The organism is Blastomonas sp., assembly GCF_041747255.1.
Taxonomy (GTDB): domain Bacteria; phylum Pseudomonadota; class Alphaproteobacteria; order Sphingomonadales; family Sphingomonadaceae; genus Blastomonas.
Map to the genome: position 1 here is coordinate 1 of NZ_JBGTFM010000209.1, position 18,494 is coordinate 18,494.

At 61.0% G+C, this 18,494-nt stretch carries 16 protein-coding genes and 1 tRNA gene; 7 read left to right on the forward strand and 10 right to left on the reverse strand.

Features of this window, described 5'->3' with window-relative positions; genetic code table 11:
- Nucleotides 1-138: 138 nt before the first annotated feature.
- The 5 genes from prsR to ACEW8G_RS07475 form a co-directional block, all read right to left on the reverse strand.
- Complete coding sequence (gene prsR, locus ACEW8G_RS07455) at nt 139-1,542, reverse strand: PEP-CTERM-box response regulator transcription factor (RefSeq protein WP_373487815.1); 1,404 nt, start codon at nt 1,540-1,542, stop codon at nt 139-141.
- A 12-nt stretch (nt 1,543-1,554) separates the two neighbouring features.
- A complete protein-coding gene (gene prsK / locus ACEW8G_RS07460; RefSeq protein WP_373487800.1) occupies nt 1,555-3,687 on the reverse strand; it encodes an XrtA/PEP-CTERM system histidine kinase PrsK in 2,133 nt (710 codons plus the stop codon).
- Nucleotides 3,688-3,692: 5 nt separating this feature from the next.
- Nucleotides 3,693-5,078, reverse strand: a complete 1,386-nt coding sequence (locus ACEW8G_RS07465; RefSeq protein ID WP_373487801.1) for a TIGR03013 family XrtA/PEP-CTERM system glycosyltransferase — start codon at nt 5,076-5,078, stop codon at nt 3,693-3,695.
- 117 nt (nt 5,079-5,195) lie between these two features.
- Nucleotides 5,196-5,513 (reverse strand): hypothetical protein, encoded by a 318-nt coding sequence (locus ACEW8G_RS07470; protein WP_373487802.1) that lies wholly within the window; start codon nt 5,511-5,513, stop codon nt 5,196-5,198.
- A gap of 82 nt (nt 5,514-5,595) precedes the next feature.
- Nucleotides 5,596-6,987 (reverse strand): short-chain fatty acyl-CoA regulator family protein, encoded by a 1,392-nt coding sequence (locus ACEW8G_RS07475; RefSeq protein WP_373487803.1) that lies wholly within the window; start codon nt 6,985-6,987, stop codon nt 5,596-5,598.
- 327 nt (nt 6,988-7,314) lie between these two features.
- On the opposite strand from ACEW8G_RS07475, the gene ACEW8G_RS07480 reads away from it, so the two are divergent.
- On the forward strand, nt 7,315-7,671 hold the full coding sequence (locus ACEW8G_RS07480) for a hypothetical protein (RefSeq protein ID WP_373487804.1): 357 nt from the start codon (nt 7,315-7,317) through the stop codon (nt 7,669-7,671).
- A gap of 19 nt (nt 7,672-7,690) precedes the next feature.
- Here ACEW8G_RS07480 and ACEW8G_RS07485 read toward each other — a convergent pair whose 3' ends face one another.
- The 5 genes from ACEW8G_RS07485 to ACEW8G_RS07505 all read right to left on the reverse strand — a co-directional run bounded on the left by ACEW8G_RS07485 (nt 7,691) and on the right by ACEW8G_RS07505 (nt 11,351).
- Nucleotides 7,691-8,284 (reverse strand): DUF3501 family protein, encoded by a 594-nt coding sequence (locus ACEW8G_RS07485; protein WP_373487805.1) that lies wholly within the window; start codon nt 8,282-8,284, stop codon nt 7,691-7,693.
- 18 nt (nt 8,285-8,302) lie between these two features.
- Nucleotides 8,303-9,646 carry a heterodisulfide reductase-related iron-sulfur binding cluster gene (locus ACEW8G_RS07490; RefSeq protein ID WP_373487806.1) on the reverse strand — a complete coding sequence of 448 codons (1,344 nt, stop codon included), beginning with the start codon at nt 9,644-9,646 and terminating at the stop codon, nt 8,303-8,305.
- Between the two features lie 81 nt (nt 9,647-9,727).
- Nucleotides 9,728-10,153 carry a rubrerythrin family protein gene (locus ACEW8G_RS07495; RefSeq protein WP_373487807.1) on the reverse strand — a complete coding sequence of 142 codons (426 nt, stop codon included), beginning with the start codon at nt 10,151-10,153 and terminating at the stop codon, nt 9,728-9,730.
- A 185-nt stretch (nt 10,154-10,338) separates the two neighbouring features.
- A complete protein-coding gene (locus tag ACEW8G_RS07500; protein ID WP_373487808.1) occupies nt 10,339-11,034 on the reverse strand; it encodes a tRNA (guanosine(46)-N(7))-methyltransferase TrmB in 696 nt (231 codons plus the stop codon).
- Nucleotides 11,035-11,153: 119 nt separating this feature from the next.
- Complete coding sequence (locus tag ACEW8G_RS07505; RefSeq protein WP_373487809.1) at nt 11,154-11,351, reverse strand: hypothetical protein; 198 nt, start codon at nt 11,349-11,351, stop codon at nt 11,154-11,156.
- A 246-nt stretch (nt 11,352-11,597) separates the two neighbouring features.
- On the opposite strand from ACEW8G_RS07505, the gene ACEW8G_RS07510 reads away from it, so the two are divergent.
- The 6 genes from ACEW8G_RS07510 to ACEW8G_RS07535 form a co-directional block, all read left to right on the forward strand.
- Nucleotides 11,598-13,190 carry an isocitrate lyase gene (locus ACEW8G_RS07510; protein WP_373487810.1) on the forward strand — a complete coding sequence of 531 codons (1,593 nt, stop codon included), beginning with the start codon at nt 11,598-11,600 and terminating at the stop codon, nt 13,188-13,190.
- A 206-nt stretch (nt 13,191-13,396) separates the two neighbouring features.
- Nucleotides 13,397-13,481: transfer RNA gene (locus ACEW8G_RS07515), tRNA-Leu, on the forward strand.
- A 67-nt stretch (nt 13,482-13,548) separates the two neighbouring features.
- Nucleotides 13,549-15,186 carry a trigger factor gene (gene tig, locus ACEW8G_RS07520; protein ID WP_373487811.1) on the forward strand — a complete coding sequence of 546 codons (1,638 nt, stop codon included), beginning with the start codon at nt 13,549-13,551 and terminating at the stop codon, nt 15,184-15,186.
- A 305-nt stretch (nt 15,187-15,491) separates the two neighbouring features.
- Nucleotides 15,492-16,118: an ATP-dependent Clp endopeptidase proteolytic subunit ClpP gene (gene clpP, locus ACEW8G_RS07525; RefSeq protein WP_373487812.1), complete on the forward strand. Its 627-nt coding sequence runs from the start codon at nt 15,492-15,494 to the stop codon at nt 16,116-16,118.
- A 124-nt stretch (nt 16,119-16,242) separates the two neighbouring features.
- Nucleotides 16,243-17,517, forward strand: coding sequence for an ATP-dependent Clp protease ATP-binding subunit ClpX (gene clpX / locus ACEW8G_RS07530; RefSeq protein WP_373487813.1), 1,275 nt, complete (start codon nt 16,243-16,245; stop codon nt 17,515-17,517).
- A 426-nt stretch (nt 17,518-17,943) separates the two neighbouring features.
- On the forward strand, nt 17,944-18,494 hold a 551-nt coding region (locus ACEW8G_RS07535; RefSeq protein ID WP_373487814.1), incomplete at its 3' end, for a carboxypeptidase regulatory-like domain-containing protein.

The window sequence follows — 18,494 nt, forward strand, 5'->3', positions numbered from 1 at the left end:
GCTGCACGCGCCATCGCGTTGCGGGCTTCGGTGCCATCCTGCGCGCCCAGCGGCACTGCGGACACGGACATCAGCAAGCCCGCCGCTGCCAGCAGCGCGACCAGCCCCCCCGGCAGCGCGCCCCGCCCCGCCCCGATGTCAGGCCTGGATATCATATTGCCTAAGCAGATCGTACAGCGTCGGGCGGCTGACCCCCAGCAGCTTGGCCGCGCCCGAGATGTTACCCTCGGTCCGTGCCAGCGCGTGGCGTATCGCCTTGCGGTCTGCCATTTCGCGCGCGGCCTTCAGGTTCAGCAGCTCTGCCGCCTCACCCTCGGCGCGCTCCAGATCGAGGTCTTCGGCGCGCACCAGCCGGGTTTCTGCCATGATCACCGCGCGCTTTACACGGTTTTCAAGCTCACGCACATTGCCCGGCCAATGCCAGGCATCGAGCATCTTGAGCGCATCGGGGGCAAAGCCCCTGACCACCGGGTTCATCTCCTTGGCAAAGCGCGCCAGAAAATGCTTGGCGAGCAGCACCGCGTCGCCCGGGCGCTCGGCCAGCGTCGGAATGGTGACCACGATCTCGGCCAGCCGGTAGAACAGGTCCTCTCGGAAGCGTTCCTGGGCGATCATTTTCTCAAGGTTCTGGTGGGTCGCGCACACCACGCGGGTGTCAACTGCAATCGGCGAACGCCCGCCGACCCGCTCGATCACCCGTTCCTGTAGGAAGCGCAGCAGCTTGACCTGCAGCGCCAGCGGAATGTCGCCGACCTCATCGAGGAACAGGGTGCCGCCTTCGGCCTGCTCGATCTTGCCCAATGTCGTCTTGATCGCGCCGGTGAACGCGCCCTTTTCATGGCCGAACAGCTCTGATTCGAGCAGGTTTTCGGGGATCGCCGCGCAATTGATCGCGACAAAAGCGGCGTTGCGCCTGTTGCTGTGATCGTGCAGGCCGCGCGCGAACAGCTCCTTGCCGGTGCCGCTCGCACCCAGCAGCATCACCGACACGTTGGTGTTGGCCACCCGCTCGATGGTGCGCGCCGCCTTGACCATCTGAGCATCCGCCGTGATCAGCCCGCCGAGCACGCGGTGGTCGTCGCCCGATTTCAGGTTCAGCCGCGCGTTCTCGCGCTCGATCTGCTGTACGTTGAGCGCGCGGCGCACGATCAGCGCCAGATCGTCGATTTCCACCGGCTTGCGGTAGAAATCATATGCGCCCTGCGCAATGGCATCGCGCGCGCTTTGCCGTTCGCTATGGCCAGAGGCAATGATCACCTTGGTATCGGGCTTCAGCCGCAAAATCTCGGCCAACGCCGCAAAGCCTTCGCTCACCCCGTCAGGATCGGGCGGCAGGCCCAGGTCGAGCGTCACCACATCGGGCTCTTCATGGCGCAGCATATCGATGGCGCTGGCGCGGTCGCTGGCGCACAGCACCTCAAAATCATCGAACGCCCATTTCAGCTGGCGCTGCAGGCCCAGGTCATCCTCGACGACCAAAAGCCTTGGCAGCTTGCGCGCGCCCTTGCCGGTGCTCGCGTGCAGCAAGGCTTCAGGGGACATCTCGTTCATGGTTCAGGCCACCTCTCTGGCTGGCCGCGCGACATCATTTGCCTGCGCAGCGTCGTCAATCATCTTGGCCAGCGGCAAATAGACGGCAAAGCGGCTGCCTTCGCCTTCGCGGCTTTCAACCACGATGCGGCCCTGCATTGCCTCAGCGAGCAACCGCGCTTCATAGGCACCGATGCCAAAGCCATCCGGCTTGCTGGAGATGAACGGCTTGAACAGCTTGGTGCGCACGAAATCTGGCGACATGCCGCTGCCGTGATCGACAATCTCGATCACCCCGCTCAGGCCATCCCGCGTGATGTTGACCTGTACCGGCTGGTCCGGCGGGCTGGCATCGATCGCGTTCTGGACCAGATGGCCAAGCAGCTGCTGCAGCTTGTTTGCATCCGCCGTGATCGTCACGCGATGGCTCACCGTGATCACCACAGCGTGGTGACCAGCCTTGTCGGCCAGCATGGCGCGCACCGCCTTTTCAGCGTCGATGGCGCGCACCGCCTCGGTCGCGGGCGCTGCATAGCCGGTCAGCCGCTGGATCAACGTGTGCATCTTGCCGACCGAATTTTGCAAGGTGGCGATCATGTCGGCCTGGAACTCGCGGTTGTCGGCATGTTTTTCGGCATTGCGCGCGACCAGGCTGAGCTGGCTGACCAGATTCTTGATATCGTGCATCACAAACGCCATGCGCCGGTTGAACTGGTCGAACTGGTCGGCCTCGCGCAGCGCCTCCTGGCTGCGCGCCTCTGCCAGATAGCTGGCAAGCTGGCGGCCGACGAGACGCAGCAGGTCAAGGTCTTCCCAATCCAGCTGCCGGTCAACCAGCGGGCGCGACAGGATGACGATTCCGGCGAGCCGGTCAAAATGAACCAGCGGCACCATCGCCCAGGCGTTGCTTTCGGCCAGCACCCAGCTCGGGATGGCGCGCATGTCGGTCGTCGTGTCGCGCCCAGCGCGCAGCTCGTCGAGTTCGACAATCCGGCCGGACGACTGGAAATAGCCGATCGTGCCCGCCGTGCAGGCCTGTGCCGGAACATCGGCGGTCGGCCAGTTGAAGCGCGCCAGCAGCTGCAACCGCCCGGTTTCGTTGGGGGCGAGCAGCAGACCCGCCGGGCTGTCGCTGATATCGGCAGTCGCCTTGATCACGCGTTCGTGAAACGGCGCGGTGCCATCGCCGGGCCGACCGATGGTTTCGGTAAAGCGGATCCATTCCTGCCGATAATCATAGCGATGCTGGAAGAAATGCTTGGTCGCCTTGACCTTGAACCAAGCGCGGAACCGGTCAGAGGGCAGCAGCACCAGCGCCGCCAGCGACATGCCCAGTACCAAAGCCATTTGCGCAAAGCCCGCCACCGGCCCGCCCATCGCGCGCAGCAATTGCGCGACAGCGACCATTGTCAGCAGATAGCCGAGGATCGAAAACAGCGAGAGCGAGCGATAGGCGATCTTGCGCGACAGGGTGAGCTTCCACCCGCCCGTCCGATTGGCGGCGAGGGCAAAGAATGGCACTGCAAACACCATCATCGATCCGCGCAACGCCACCAGATCATCGGGCAGGCTGCGGCCCATATAACCAACCGTATAAAGGTTGAGATCATATAGCCACATCGCGGCCAACGCGGTCAGCGGCAGGCGCAGGTTGGCGCGGGTGTGCTCATCGGCAACGCTGTAAAGATTATGCGCCAGGACAAGGGCGCCGACCACGAAGATCATCCGCAACAACAGCGAACTCGTCAGGCCGATTGCGCCAAAATGTGATGACATTTCCGATCCGGCGATCAAACCGGACAGGCCGAAATCTAGTATCGCCTGCGCGATCAGCACCAGCCCCAGCACAGCGTAGACGGCGGTGACCGTGCGCGGCTGCGCCTTGGCGGATTGCACCATCTGGAACAGAAAGCCGAGCCAGGCGAGATTGCGCATGCATTCGGCCAGCCCGGCATAAGGGTTTGCGCCGCCGAACGATCCTGCAGCAAAGGCCCACAGGCTGGTCGCCAGCAACGCCAGCAGCAGCGCGGCATCGCCCAGCGAGGGCCGCGTGTCGTGCAGCCCGGCCCAACGCCGCACCAGCCATGCCGCGACGATCATCGTCAGCGCCGCCGCGCCGATATGGCCCCAGAGGCCGATGTCCTGCCACAGTGCCATGGTTCTCAGCGTGCCCCATCGGGCCACAGCACCACACGCAGCGTCTGCAGGATGATCAGCAGATCAAGGAAGGGCGTGTAGTTCTTGGCGTAATAAAGGTCATATTCCAGCTTGTGGCGGGTATCCTCGACCGAGGCACCATAAGGATAGTTGATCTGCGCCCAGCCCGTGATGCCGGGCTTCACCATGTGCCGCTCATTGTAATAGCGCATCTGGGTTTCCAGGCTGGCGACGAATTCGGGCCGCTCGGGGCGCGGCCCGACAAAGCTCATGTCGCCCTTCAGCACGCTCCAGGCTTGCGGCAGCTCATCGATTCTCACCTTGCGGATGAACCGGCCCATCCGGGTGACGCGCGGATCGTTCTTCTGCGCCCATTGCGCGCCATCAACCTCCGCATCGGTGCGCATCGATCGCAGCTTGATGATCTGGAAGGGCTGGCCATACAGGCCGACCCGCTCCTGCCGGAAGAAGGCCGGGCCCTTGCTGTCAAGCTTTACCAGCAGCGCAAACAGCAGGATAAATGGCCCGGTCAGCGCAAGCAGAATGCTGCTGACCACCAGATCGAAGAATCGCTTGGCAATCGTCGAGATCCGGCGGCCTGCTGAAAACCCGTCCGAAAAGATCAACCAGCTCGGGTTGACCGTGTCGAGATCGACTCGCCCGGTTTCACGCTCGAGAAAGGTCGACAGATCGTTGACATGCACGCCGGTCGTCTTGATGCGCAGCAAGTCGTTGACCGGCAGCGCATTGCGCCGTTCCTCAAGCGCCAAGACCACTTCGGTGACGTTGAGATTCTCGACATGCTTGGCGAGATTCTTGATCGCATCGCGGTTGATCGCTTCTTCGACCACCAGCGGCCCGTCGTTCATTGCGACAAAGCCAACCAGCACAAAGCCGGCGTCGGGCCGCTCTGCAAGGTCGAACACGCGCTGCGCCCGATTGCCCGCGCCGAGCACCATCAGGCGGCGCTTGAAGGCGGTGGTGCCCAGCAACCCGCCGAGAAAAATGCGGTTGGCGATCAGGAACACGATCGCCAGAATCATCGCATACAGGCTGTTGGAGCGCCACAGGGTGGCACCGGGGAAGATGAAATACGTCACCGACAGGAAGATGACGCCAAGCGATACCGCGACCAGCAGCCGCGCGGCTGCGAAGCGCAGTGATTGCAGCGCATCCGGACCGTAAACCCCGACCGCGATCATCGCCATATGGACCAGCAACGCAAAGCTGATGATCGGCAGCGGGCGATCGGCAATCGGCCCGGCGTCCATGCCAATCTCGTGTGCGCGCCAGTTCCAGCCGATCTCGGCCGCCAATCCCAGCAACGCAAGGTCAAACATCCCGAGCAGCAGCACGGCATGCGGCACATAATGTTTGAACACCCTGAACATACGGAAAAGCGTTACCCGTCAGACGTCAATTGTCGGTTAACTTTACACTGTTCCGTGCATAGCGCAGATGTTTATCGCATCCACCTCACCGTATCGATGCAGGGTGCCATAATTGCGTTATTGCCCCAAATTCTGAGCGGCATCCTGCGCGGCATCGCCAACTTTTTGCGCAGCCTCGCCAACCTCACCCGCAGCGCCAGCAACCGCATCGGTGCGCACTTCGCCCTGCTGCATGAACTGGAACGCGAAAAAGGCACCGACGGCCAGCACCACCAGCAACAGGATGGTCATGATCCCCGGGCCACCGCGCGACGACTCTCGCTCGATCACTGTGGTGTGGGTTTGCACCGGAGCAGCCGCTGGATCAGCATTGTGCTGGCCTGTGGGCTCACTGGCGCGTTGGCCAGATGTGTCGGTATTGCGCGGATCGGTCATGTTATGTCCCTCTTCATTCGCAGGTGAATGATGCGGTCACTACGCAGCGCGAACCCTGTAGGTTCCTTCACACCAAGAATATTCAGTCGGTTACGAAATCGAACGGGGTGATGCCGCGCTCGCGATCATCGAAGGTCAGGCGGATGCCGATGGGGGGTTTTGATCGTTGCGGGCAATCGCCGCGCTTGCACATCGCACAGCCGGGACCGATCCGCGTTGCGCCAGCTGCGCTCAAATCCAGCCCGCGCGCGTAGCACAGGTTCGCCGCGTGCTCCGCCGCGACGCCAAGGCCGATCGCGAACTGTGCAGTGGTGCCCGCCGCGCCATAGCCTGCGCCCTGGACGCTGCGCGCCAGGGTTAGCCAGCGGCTGGCGTCTTCCAGTTCGACCAGCTGCACCTGCACATCGCTGGGGCGCGAAAACGCCTGATGCAGGTGCCACAGCGGGCAGGTCACTTCGGTATCGGCAAGCGGGGCCTGGTTCGCGCCGCCGAAGCGCTTGGAGACCTGCCCGGCGCGGTCAACCCGCACCATGAAGAATGGCAGTCCGCGCGCGCCGACGCGCTGCAACGTCGTCAGCCGGTGCGCGACATGCTCAAAGCCTGCGCCAAATCGCCGTTGCAGCACAAGCATGTCATAGCCGCCCTGTTCGCAGGCACGCAGGAACCGCCCGTAAGGCATTATCACAGCGGCGGCTAAATAGCTGAAGATATGGCGCTGATAGAGCCGCTCAGCGGTGCGATCACCAAATTGTGCGCCAGCGACCAGCGCGTTGACATCGCTGCGGTGCTCAAGCTGGCCGAGCAGGTAAGCGGCCTGAAAGGTGCGCGAAGCCATATCGAGCATCTCTGACAGCTGCAGTTGCCGGGCATGCAGATCGAGCCGTCGCAGCCGCCCTGGCATCACCTCTTCGGGCAGCACCCGGATGGCGAGCTGGTGCTTGGTGCGCAGCCGCTCGGCAATCGCAGCATACAGATCGCCGCTCTGCAGCCGCAGGGTGTCCGCCAGTGCTTCGGCGGCGTGGTCGAGATCGGAAAAATGGTTGCGCCAGCGCTCGATCTCGGCGCGAATCTTGGCCACCGGATCATCGACAGGGGTGCCGCCCGCCGCAAGGCCGCTGTGGACCTGATCGTAAAGTCGCGCAAAGGCGCGCGCGGTGCCGGGCGCAGCGATCAGCCAGTCATCGATTTCGGTCGCATCGAGCGCAAGATCGGCAAACACCGGATCGGCCAGCCGCCGCCGCATCGCGCCGGTTCCGCCGCCTGGCTCCTGTAGGGCGAGGTCGCGCGGATCGATGTTGAAACGTTCGGCCAGCGCCAGCATCAGTCGGGCGCTCACCGGGCGCTGGTTGCGTTCGAGCAGATTGAGATAGCTGGGCGATATATCGAGCTGCTGCGCCATCGACGCCTGAGTGATCCCGGCATTGCGGCGCAACCGGCGCAGCGCCGGACCTATCAGCAGACGGCCATCAGACATGGGATCGGTATGTCGATAAATTGACAAGGCAACAAGAGAAGACACGCATTTGATCGGATATTTGCCGCTGGTCTTGTAAATTTATCGTGCCATGTGCGTAACAAATGCCTAGCAGCCTTGAAACAAGAGCCAAGCTTGGTTGGTCTGAACGATCGGTTAGCAGGAGAGGATCGGGGCGTGCGGGGCAATCCCGCCGCCCCGCCTGATACCTCGCAATTGCGGCAACCCCCCGGATTTCTGCCGCCTTTGCGCATCAGCAGCTCACAAACCGTTAACCGCTCTGCGCTATAGGTTGTTGCCTGACAGAAATATTGGGGCCGAAGAGACATGCTGAAGCAGGTCATAATGGGCGCTGGCGGCATCATGCTGGCAGCGGCTATGTTTGCCGGGTCGGTGACGCCTGATCCCAGGCTGGCGCAGGCGGGTCATGAAGAAGCAGGCAACCTGCCGCCACAAACCGCTGCACCTGCTCCCGTGCCGCAATCTTCCCCGGTTGTGCGACCTGCACCGGTGGTCTTTCCGGACAGCGGCGATGAGGTATTCGGCGCGCCGATGATCGAAACGACACCTGCCGAAGTCGTTGACACAGCTGGCATTGCGCCGCTGCCAAATGGTGAGCAGAGCGAAAGCAATGGCCGCCAGTTTAACGCACAACCCGGGCGCAGCTATCCCATCCCGCGCTGACGCACCGCCACCGCACCCATCATAAACAGGCGCGAGTCAGATAATTCCGGGTTTCTGTGCCAATCAATGCGGCATGGCCGTAATTGGGGTGGGCAATCTGGACCATCGCGATGGCATTGCCATCATGCCAGGCAGCAATCGCGGCATCATCGAGCGGAAAGTGCAGGAAGTGCACTGCGCTGGCCTTGCCCGATGCGCTGGTGCGCGCGACATCCTGCTCGGCAACCGCCGCAATCGTGACGTTGCCAACAACCAATGTAATATGGTCTTCAATGCCGCCGATGGTGCGCAAAAAGCGATCACGCCGCTCGGGGTTCTCGATCTCGAACATTAGCGTCGCGGTCAGCTCGCGGCCATTAGGCACCATCGGATTATACGCCTCCAGCTCATCGGCCAGCTGCGCTTCGCCGCCTTTTTCGATGCGCAGCATCTCCTGGATCTGCAGCCACATGCTGTCCCAGCTTTCGAACGTGATCATCGCGTGCGGGCCGACCGCGAGGCGTGAAAATCTCTTGGCCAGAATGCTCTCCTGGCGCTTGTCGATGCGGATCAGCTCATAATCAGTGGGGCTGAGGATATCGTCACGGGTGATCGAGCGGCGATCCTTGGGCATGGTCGTTTCCATCTTCAGTTATAATCCATAGGCTTTGGCCATCAGCTCAATCGGGTGGCCGATGCGCTCTGGCACCTGCGTTGACCCTCCGATTGCCATGACCTGTTGAAGATGCGTTCCGGCGATCGGACATTCGCTGACCATGTAATCGGGCGCCGTCTTTTCGAGCGCGCGCACGGTGGGCCGCGCGAGCTTCACAGCGGTGTCGAAATTATCCTTGTAGATGCCCCATTTGCCGCCATGGCCTGAGCAGCGCTCGGTCAGCACCGGCCGCGCCTCGGGGATCAGCCGCAGCATCTCCATCGCCTTGGGGCCCATATTCTGTGCGCGGGCATGGCAGGCGAAATGCACACCGATGCTCGCGTCCATCGCGTCGATTGGGACCAGCCCGCAATCCCTGGCGAGCCTGACGAGATATTCGCTGATATCGAAGGTCGCCGCCGCGAGCTTGCGGATGTCGTCATTGTCCGGTTCGATCAGCGGCCATTCGAACTTCATCATCAGCGCGCAGCTCGCGGTGACCGCAACGACATCATGGCCTGCGTCAATCAGCGGCGCGAAATGCGCAGCGATCCGCGTCGCGGCGCTCGCCACCGCCGGAATGTCGCCGTTTTCGAGCCTCGGCATGCCGCAGCATTCGGGGTGTTCAATCCGCACCGCGATGCCATTGTGCGCGAGCACCTTGACCGCTGCCTCGCCCGGCGTCTGGTCGTTAAACTGGTCATAACAGCTGGCAAACAGCGCGATCCGCCGTCCGAAGCCGGGTGCATCGGGGTTGGGTGCGCGCAGCAGCGCGGGCGCGCGATTGGTAAGCGCAATGTCGGCAAAAGCGGGCAGGTGCGCGCGCTTGTCGATGCCCAGCACCGATTGCATGATGCCGCGCGTCGTGCCCGATCCGGTGTCGGTTGCCCAGTTTGCGACATCGGAAAACACTGTGCCCAGGGCGCCGTTGCGATCAGTGTTGGCGAGTAAATTGTCGGCGCGGCTGGTGTGCCCCTTGCGGTGTTCAACCGCGCGATAGCGCAGCATCAGGTGCGGAAAATCGAGGTCGAACGGATGCGGTGGCACATAGGGGCATTTGACCATGAAGCACATGTCGCACAATGTGCAGGCTGCGACGACTTCGCCGATCTGGCCCGCAGACAGATCGGTTACCTCCTCGTTCGGGCTCTCATCGATCATATCGAACAGCTTGGGGAAGCTGTCGCACAGGTTGAAGCAGCGGCGGCAGCCATGGCAGATGTCGAACACCCGGCGAAGCTCGGCATCGAGCGCGGCTTCATCATACCAGCCCTCGTCGCGCCAGGGCAAAGCATGGCGAGTCGGCGCGTCAAGACTGCCTTCCTTATAGTCGGTTGCCATGGCTGACCTCGTGCGATGAAAAAGGCCTGCCAGCCGGGCCGGAGCGCGGCGGGCAGGCCAAGTCGTCGTTCAACTGAAAAATCAGGCTTCGGCGAGCAGCGCGTCGAGCGTCTTCTGAAACTTGCCGGCGTGGCTTTTTTCGGCCTTGGCGAGCGTTTCGAACCAGTCGGCAATTTCGTCAAAACCCTCATCGCGCGCGGTCTTCGCCATGCCCGGATACATATCGGTATATTCGTGGGTCTCGCCGACGATGGCCGACTTCAGATTGTCGACCGTGCCGCCGATGGGCTCGCCGGTTGCGGGGTCGCCAACTTCTTCGAGAAATTCCAGATGGCCGTGCGCGTGGCCGGTTTCGCCTTCTGCGGTCGAACGGAACACGGCGGCGACATCATTATGGCCTTCAATATCGGCCTTCTGTGCGAAATAGAGGTAGCGACGGTTGGCCTGGCTTTCGCCAGCGAACGCGTCCTTCAGGCTCTGCTCGGTCTTCGATCCCTTGAGTCCCATGGTCAATCCTCTGCTACTGTTTGCTTCGGAGCTAAGACTATGCGCGTTTTGCCCGGGCGACCATGTGATTTTCTTGCATAATATGATCGAGAAAATCGATCACAGTTATTGATATTGTTTCTCATTTTCTGGTGCGGGCAGCGCTCGGTACATGGTCAGCACGTCTATCGAGCGCTAGCCCGGCTCTACCGCCGCCGATAACGGAAATACCAGACCTCATGGCCCTGCGCACGCGCCTTGGCCTCGTAGCGGGTTTCTGGCCAGCCGCCGGGACGGGTAAGAAAGTCCTTGGGACTGGTGCACAGCCAGTCAAACGCTGGATGGCAATTCATAACCATCATTGCATGCGCGACATAGATCGGGTGATCGGTGCCAAAGCGGAACTCGCCGCCGGGCTTCAGCTTGGAGGCGATCAAATCCACCGGCCCCTTGTTCATCATCCGCCGCTTGGCATGGCGTGCCTTGGGCCAGGGATCGGGATGCAGCAGATACACGAACGACAGCGCACCATCGGGCACGCGTTCGAGCACATCGATGGCATTGCCCATATGCAGGCGGATGTTGGGCAAGGCCTTTTCGCGTACATGCTGCAGCGCGCCGACTACGCCGTTCAGGAACGGCTCGGCACCGATAAAGCCGTGATCGGGAAGCAGATCGGCGCGATAGGCCATATGCTCGCCCGCGCCGAAGCCAATTTCGAAATGCAGCGGACGATTGCTGCCAAACAGTCGCTCGGCGGTGATTGGGCCGTCTTCGGGCACAGCGATCTGCGGCAACAGCGTTTCGACAAGGTCTGCTTGGCCGATGCGCAGCTTGTGATTCTGCTGACGACCATAAAGCCGACGCACCGAGACAGGATCACCAGGTTTATAGGCCGTCATGGCGGCCAGCGCTTAGCGCATTTGTCGCGATGTGCAACCGGGTGCAATGCGTCCCGACTGAGCCACGATGGGTTGGGCGGACTCTGAATCGCCCGCCTGCAACATCACATAATGTAATGTCACATAGCGTCGGGCTGCGCGGGCATTTCATCCGGTCCGCGACCCGGTTCGATCACATCGGGTTGCTGCGGGGTGACCTCATCCGGGCTATGGTCGGGCTCTTCCATTGGCGGGTTCGTGCCGGGCAGTTCGGGTGGCGACTGCGGGTTGATGGTGTCGGGATCGGGGATCGCGGGGTCTTCGGGGCGGCTGGCCATGATGCGGGTCCTTTCGTGCGAAGCGATACCAACGTTACGCAGACAGCAGGCGACCGGTTCCGCGGGTCACGCTGCAAGCTTTTTGTCGCTTTATTGACAATATGACAAAGATAGCCGGACGATGTTGCAACTGCGAGACACGAAATTACCGCACTTTTGCTGGCCGGTGCGCATTCCGACGCATAAGAGCGACATATTGATTGTCAATTCATGACACAGACTGAAATGAGAACAAGGACAATTCCCATGGCTTATCAGGATAACATCCGCGCCAATGAACAGCTGATCGGCAGCAAAGACGGCAAATGGACCGGCATTGACGCCGAGTCGGTTGCCCGCATGCAGCTGCAGAACCGTTTCCGCACCGGTCTCGACATCGCGAAATACACCGCGAAGATCATGCGCGAGGACATGGCCGCCTATGATGCAGACGCATCGCAATATACCCAGTCGCTGGGCTGCTGGCACGGCTTTATCGCGCAGCAGAAGATGATCGCGATCAAGAAGCATTTCGGCACCACCAAGCGCAAGTATCTCTATCTGTCCGGTTGGATGGTCGCTGCTTTGCGCAGCGACTTTGGCCCGCTGCCCGACCAGTCGATGCACGAAAAGACCAGCGTGCCTGCGCTGATCGAAGAGCTCTACACATTCCTGCGTCAGGCCGATGCGCGCGAGCTCGATCTGCTGTTCACCGGCATCGACAAGGCGCGCGCCGCTGGCGACAGCGCCAGGGAGCGGGAGCTGCTCGCGCAGGTCGACAATTTCCAGACGCATGTCGTGCCGATCATTGCCGACATCGATGCCGGCTTCGGCAATGCCGAGGCCACCTATCTGCTCGCCAAGAAGATGATCGAAGCTGGTGCCTGCGCGCTTCAGATCGAAAATCAGGTGTCGGACGAAAAGCAGTGCGGTCATCAGGATGGCAAGGTCACCGTGCCGCATGAAGACTTCATCGCCAAGATCCGTGCCTGCCGCTATGCGTTCCTCGAACTGGGCGTCGAGGATGGCATCATCGTCACCCGCACCGATTCGCTGGGCGCTGGCCTCACCAAGCAGATCGCGGTGAGCAATGCGCCGGGCGATCTCGGCGACCAGTACAACAGTTTCCTCGATTGCGAAGAAATTGATCCGGCGACCGCGCGCAACGGCGATGTCATCCTCAACCGCGATGGCAAGCTGATGCGGCCCAGGCGGCTGCCCAGCAACCTGTTCCAGTTCCGCCCCGGCACCGGCGAGGACCGCTGCGTGCTCGACAGCATCACCAGCCTGCAAAACGGCGCTGATCTGCTGTGGATCGAGACCGAAAAGCCGCACGTTGAGCAGATCGCGGGCATGATGGACCGCATCCGCGAAGTCGTGCCCAATGCAAAACTCGTCTACAACAATTCGCCGTCGTTCAACTGGACGCTGAACTTTCGCCAGCAGGTCTATGACGCGATGGTGTCAGAGGGGCTCGATGTGTCCGACTATGATCGTGCCCAGCTGATGGATGCGAAATACGACGTTACCGAACTCGGCATCGCTGCCGACAAGCGCATCCGCACCTTCCAGGCCGATGGCGCCAAGCGCGCAGGGATCTTCCACCACCTGATCACGCTGCCGACCTATCACACCGCCGCGCTTTCGACCGACAACCTCGCACGCGAGTATTTTGGTGAGGCGGGCATGCTGGGCTATGTGCTCGGCGTCCAGCGTCAGGAACTGCGTCAGGGCATCGCCTGCGTGAAGCATCAGAACATGTCGGGCAGCGACATTGGTGACGCGCACAAGGAATATTTCGCTGGCGAGGCGGCGTTAAAGGCAGGCGGCGTCAACAACACGATGAACCAGTTCGGGTAACCACACGGCGCATCGCGCGCGATTACAAGTTTTCCTGGCACGAGTTTTCCTGGGGAGGAAAAGGGCAATCCGCCGGTGGCAACATCGGCGGATTTTCCCTTGTGGAATTGTCGCGCATCGGCCCAATGCCCCGCCAGCGTGATGCGCGCCTGCCCCTTGCCCTTTGCCGCAACCTTCTTTAGACGCACGCGCTTGATCACCGCGACGCGGGCGTGGCGAAACTGGTAGACGCGCCAGATTTAGGTTCTGGTATCGCAAGATGTGGGGGTTCAAGTCCCTTCGCCCGCACCATCATGGCGATGGCCGGGAAGGGAACCAACGCCCTTTCGAAACAATGGAAAGACAAGAGTTTAAGCCGATGCAGATTGTCGAGACGCTGAACGAAGGCCTCAAGCGGGCCTATACCATCACCATTCCCGCCAAGGATCTTGAAGCCCGGGTGGATGCCGAGGTGAAAAAGATCGCTCCGCAGGTGCGCATGCCCGGTTTTCGCCCCGGCAAGGTGCCCGCCAATCTGATTCGCAAGATGCACGGCGAATCGCTGCATGCCGATGCGCTGAACAGCTCGATCCAGGAAAGCGTTGATAAGGCGATCCGCGAAAACGGACTGCGCCCGGCGATCCAGCCTGCCGTCAACCTCAACGATGATTATGCCGCAGGGCAAGATGCCGAGGTCAAGATCGCGCTTGAGGTGCTGCCGCAAGTTCCGACCCCGTTGATCGACAACATCACGCTCGAAAGGCTGATGGTCGAGCCCGGCGAGGCTGCGGTCACCGAGGCGCTGCAGCGCATCGCTGATGGCCAGAAGAGCTACACCACGGCGACCAAGACCTACAAGGCCCAAGACGGCGACCAGGTGCTGATTGATTTTGAAGGCAAGGTCGATGGCGTGCCGTTTGATGGCGGCAAGGGCGAAGGCATGGCTGTGGTTATCGGATCGGGCCAGCTGATTCCGGGATTCGAAGACCAGCTCATCGGCCTCAAGGCCAATGACGAGGCTTTGATCAATGTCACTTTCCCCGAAGATTACGGCAGCAAGGATCTGGCCGGCAAGGCTGCTACCTTTGACATTGTCGTGGGCGAAGTCAAAAAGCCCGGCGAGACCAAGATCGACGACGATTTCGCCAAGGCGCTGGGGCTGGAAAGCCTCGAACAGCTGACCGGGCTGGTCAAAGGCCAGCTGGAACAGGAACTGGGTGGCCTCAGCCGCACGCACATGAAGCGTCGCCTGCTCGATCAGCTTGCAGCGAGCCATGACTTTGAGGTGCCGCCCTCAATGGTCGAGGCCGAGTTCAACCAGATCTGGGCGCAGCTCGAGCAGGAAGCCGCGCAGGAAGAAGACGCCGATGCCGCGCGCGCGGAAATGGAAAAGGATCGCGACGAATATCACGCCATCGCGGTGCGCCGCGTGCGCCTTGGCTTGCTGCTCTCCGAGATCGGCCAGGCCAACGGGGTAGAGGTGACGGCGCAGGAAATGAACATGCTGATCGCGCAGGCCGCCCAACAGTATCGTCAGGAAGATCGCCAGCGCTTCGCCGAATACATCCGCAACGATGCGATGGCCGCAGCCCAACTGCGCGCGCCGATGTATGAAGACAAGGTGGTCGATTTTCTGTTCGACAAGGCGACGATCACCGAACGCAGCGTGACCCGCGAGGAGCTGGAAGCGGCGATTGAGGCGGAAGATGATGGCGGCCCCTCCGGCGACCATGTCCACGGCCCCGATTGCGACCATGATCACGATCACGATCACGCCGCCGCTGAAAAGCCCAAGGCCAAAAAGGCCGCGCCTAAAAAAACTGCGGTGAAGAAGGACGCTAAAGCAGCGCCTGCTGACGCAGCACCTGCTGAATCTGTGACGACTGAGGAAGCAAATCCAGTCGCGAAAAAGGCACCGGCAAAGAAGGCCGCGCCCAAGGCAGCAACTGCTGATGCTGAAGCCAAGCCTGCTGCAAAAAAGGCTCCGGCCAAGAAGGCAGTTGCGAAGAAAGCTTGAGGCGCCTGCCACTGCCAACCCCTCTCCCTCGATGGGAGAGGGTTGCGCAGACTTATGAGCGCAGCGAATTGGTCGAAGCTGGGTGAGGGTGAAAGCGTCGCCGCGCCCCTTTCCGCCCTCGTCCAACTGCGCCCAGCATCGCTTGCGCTCGGCAAGGCTCTGTATCCTTCTCCCATCAAGAGAGATGGTTTGCAGGCGACCATTGTGCGACCTCGCCGCCATCAGGGCTTGAACTCTTTGGGAAACAGGCCGATTTAGGTGGCTGACATACAGCTGATACACAAGCGCAGAAAGAAAGCCGGTTTATGCACGATACCATCCGCGATGCCCTGGTCCCGATTGTCATCGAGCAGTCGAATCGCGGTGAACGCAGCTTCGACATTTTCTCGCGGTTGCTGCGCGAACGCATCGTATTTGTGACCGGCGAGGTTGAGGACAACATGGCCTCGCTGATCGTCGCGCAGCTTCTGTTCCTCGAATCGGAAAATCCCAAAAAGGATATTTCGATGTACATCAATTCGCCCGGCGGCGTGGTGACGGCGGGCATGGCGATCTATGATACCATGCAGTATATCCGTCCGCGCGTCGCGACCGTGTGCATCGGCCAGGCCGCATCAATGGGCAGCTTTCTGCTCGCGGCGGGTGAACCGGGGATGCGCACCGCGCTGTCCAATGCGCGCATCATGGTGCACCAGCCATCGGGCGGCGCACGCGGCATGGCCTCCGACATCGAAATCCAGGCGCGCGAGATTTTGCGCATCCGCAAGCGCATGAACGATCTTTATGTGCAGTTCACCGGCAAGAAGCTGGAAGACATTGAGCGCGCGATGGACCGCGACACGTTTCTTGAAGCAGACGAGGCCAAGGCATTCGGCCTTGTCGATCATGTGATGGACAAGCGCCCGGCCCCGAGCGAAGACGCAAGCAAATAGCAACGTCTTTGGGCTATGAGCGTCCAGTGTTAGCCGCCTGTTGCATGTTGAAATCTGCGCGCGATGCATTAGGCTGATTCAGGTGGGGCTCTGCCAGACATGCGTCAGAGCATAAGGAAGCAATATGACGAAGCTGAGCGGTTCCGATTCAAAGAGCACTTTGTATTGCTCTTTCTGCGGCAAATCGCAGCATGAAGTCCGCAAGCTGATTGCCGGTCCCACAGTGTTCATCTGCGATGAATGCGTGGAGCTGTGCAACGACATCATCCGTGAGGAATCAAAAGCAGGTCTGGCGGGCAAAAAGGATGGCGGCGTGCCGACCCCGCAGGAGATCTGCGATGTCCTCAACGATTATGTTATCGGCCAGAACCGCGCCAAGCGGGTGCTCTCGGTCGCGGTGCACAACCATTACAAGCGGCTGAACCATTCAGGCAAGGGCGGCGGCGAGGTTGAGCTCGCCAAATCGAACATCCTGCTCGTCGGCCCGACCGGTTGCGGAAAGACATTGCTCGCGCAGACACTGGCGAAGACCTTCGACGTGCCCTTCACGATGGCGGATGCGACAACGCTGACCGAAGCGGGCTATGTTGGCGAAGATGTCGAGAACATCATCCTCAAGCTGCTCCAGGCCTCTGACTATAATGTTGAGAAGGCGCAGCGCGGCATTGTTTACATCGATGAGATCGACAAGATCAGCCGCAAGGCTGAGAACCCCTCGATCACCCGCGATGTGTCCGGCGAGGGCGTGCAGCAGGCTCTGCTCAAGCTGATGGAAGGCACCACCGCCAGCGTGCCGCCGCAGGGCGGACGCAAGCATCCGCAGCAGGAGTTTCTGCAGGTCGACACCACCAACATCCTGTTCATCTGTGGCGGTGCGTTTGCGGGGCTGGAAAAAATCATCGGAGACCGTCTGCAGGGCAAGTCGATCGGCTTTGGCGCGCATGTCGCCGCGCCCGAAGAGCGCAAGACGGGCGAGATGCTGACCAAGACCGAGCCCGAAGATCTGCTCAAGTTCGGCCTGATCCCCGAGTTTGTTGGCCGCCTGCCGGTCATCGCGACGCTCGAAGACCTCGATATCGGCGCTTTGGTGCAGATTCTGAAAGAGCCCAAGAACGCGCTGATCAAACAGTATCAGAAGCTGTTCGAGCTTGAGGACGTTGACCTCAGCTTCACCGAGGACGCGCTCGAGGCGATTGCCAAAAAGGCCATCGAGCGCAAGACAGGAGCGCGCGGGCTGCGCTCGATCGTCGAGAGCATGTTGCTCGATACGATGTTTGAATTGCCTGGCATGAAGGGCGTGTCCGAAATCGTGGTCGACAAGGATGTGGTCGAGGGCCGCAAGGACCCGATCCAGGTGTTCGCCAACAAGGACAAGGTAGAGGCAGGGGACGCCGCCTGACCCCAACGTTTTCTGTCTGACGGGCAAGGCGCGTCGAAATTAATAGGGTGCGGGTTTCCCGTGCCCTTTTTGTTGGGCCAATGGCGGGGACGATTCGTCATGTCCGGACACGTTTGTTAACCATACGGCGCCAACGGCGTGGCATTTTTGCCGCACTTGCGAACAATGCGACCAGTTGTTGCAATCCGGGGGCGATAGGTCAATCGCCGGCGCCGATTGAAATAATCCATATTTTACAGCGTATTGCGTGATGCATCCCGGCTGTATCCCGGGGATGACTGCGCCTGACTTCTAAGTGTCACATATTTTTCACATCGGTTTCGCTTTTCTGCCCTTAGCGGCAACTAGTGCGCCGATCAGCTCTGTTTGAGAGTGCGCTTTCATCTGTCGCTGGTGTTGCAAGGCGACAAGAACGGGGAACGAACAATGCAATTTCGCTATTATCTCGCAGCGAGCGCTGCCACTCTTTCGCTGGCCTGCGGGCTGGCTGCAGTTCCGGCCCATGCGCAGGAAACCAGCTCAACAATCCGTGGTGATGTAACCGGAGACGGTGCCGCTCTTCCCGGTGCGCAGGTGCGCATCATCCATACGCCTTCGGGCACTGTTTCGAGCACGACCACCGACAGCAACGGCACGTTCAGCGTCAGCGGTCTGCGTCTCGGCGGCCCGTTCGTGGTAGAAGTCAACGCTGGTGGCTATGAACAGTCATCGGTGACCGAAATTTTCCTGCAGGCTGGTCAGCCGGTGCGTATTCCGGTTGCGTTGCAGTCGCAGGCTGTGATCGTCGTGACAGCGTCGTCGATCGGCCGTGGAACGGCGCTCGAATCGGGCGCTGGCACCGTGCTGAGCGCGCGTGACATCGCCGGAGTGTCAAACGTCAACCGCGACATCCGCAACCTCGCCGCGCGCGATCCGCGCGTCAACCTTGACCCCACCAACGGCGGCGCCATCTCGATTGCCGGACAGAACAACCGCTT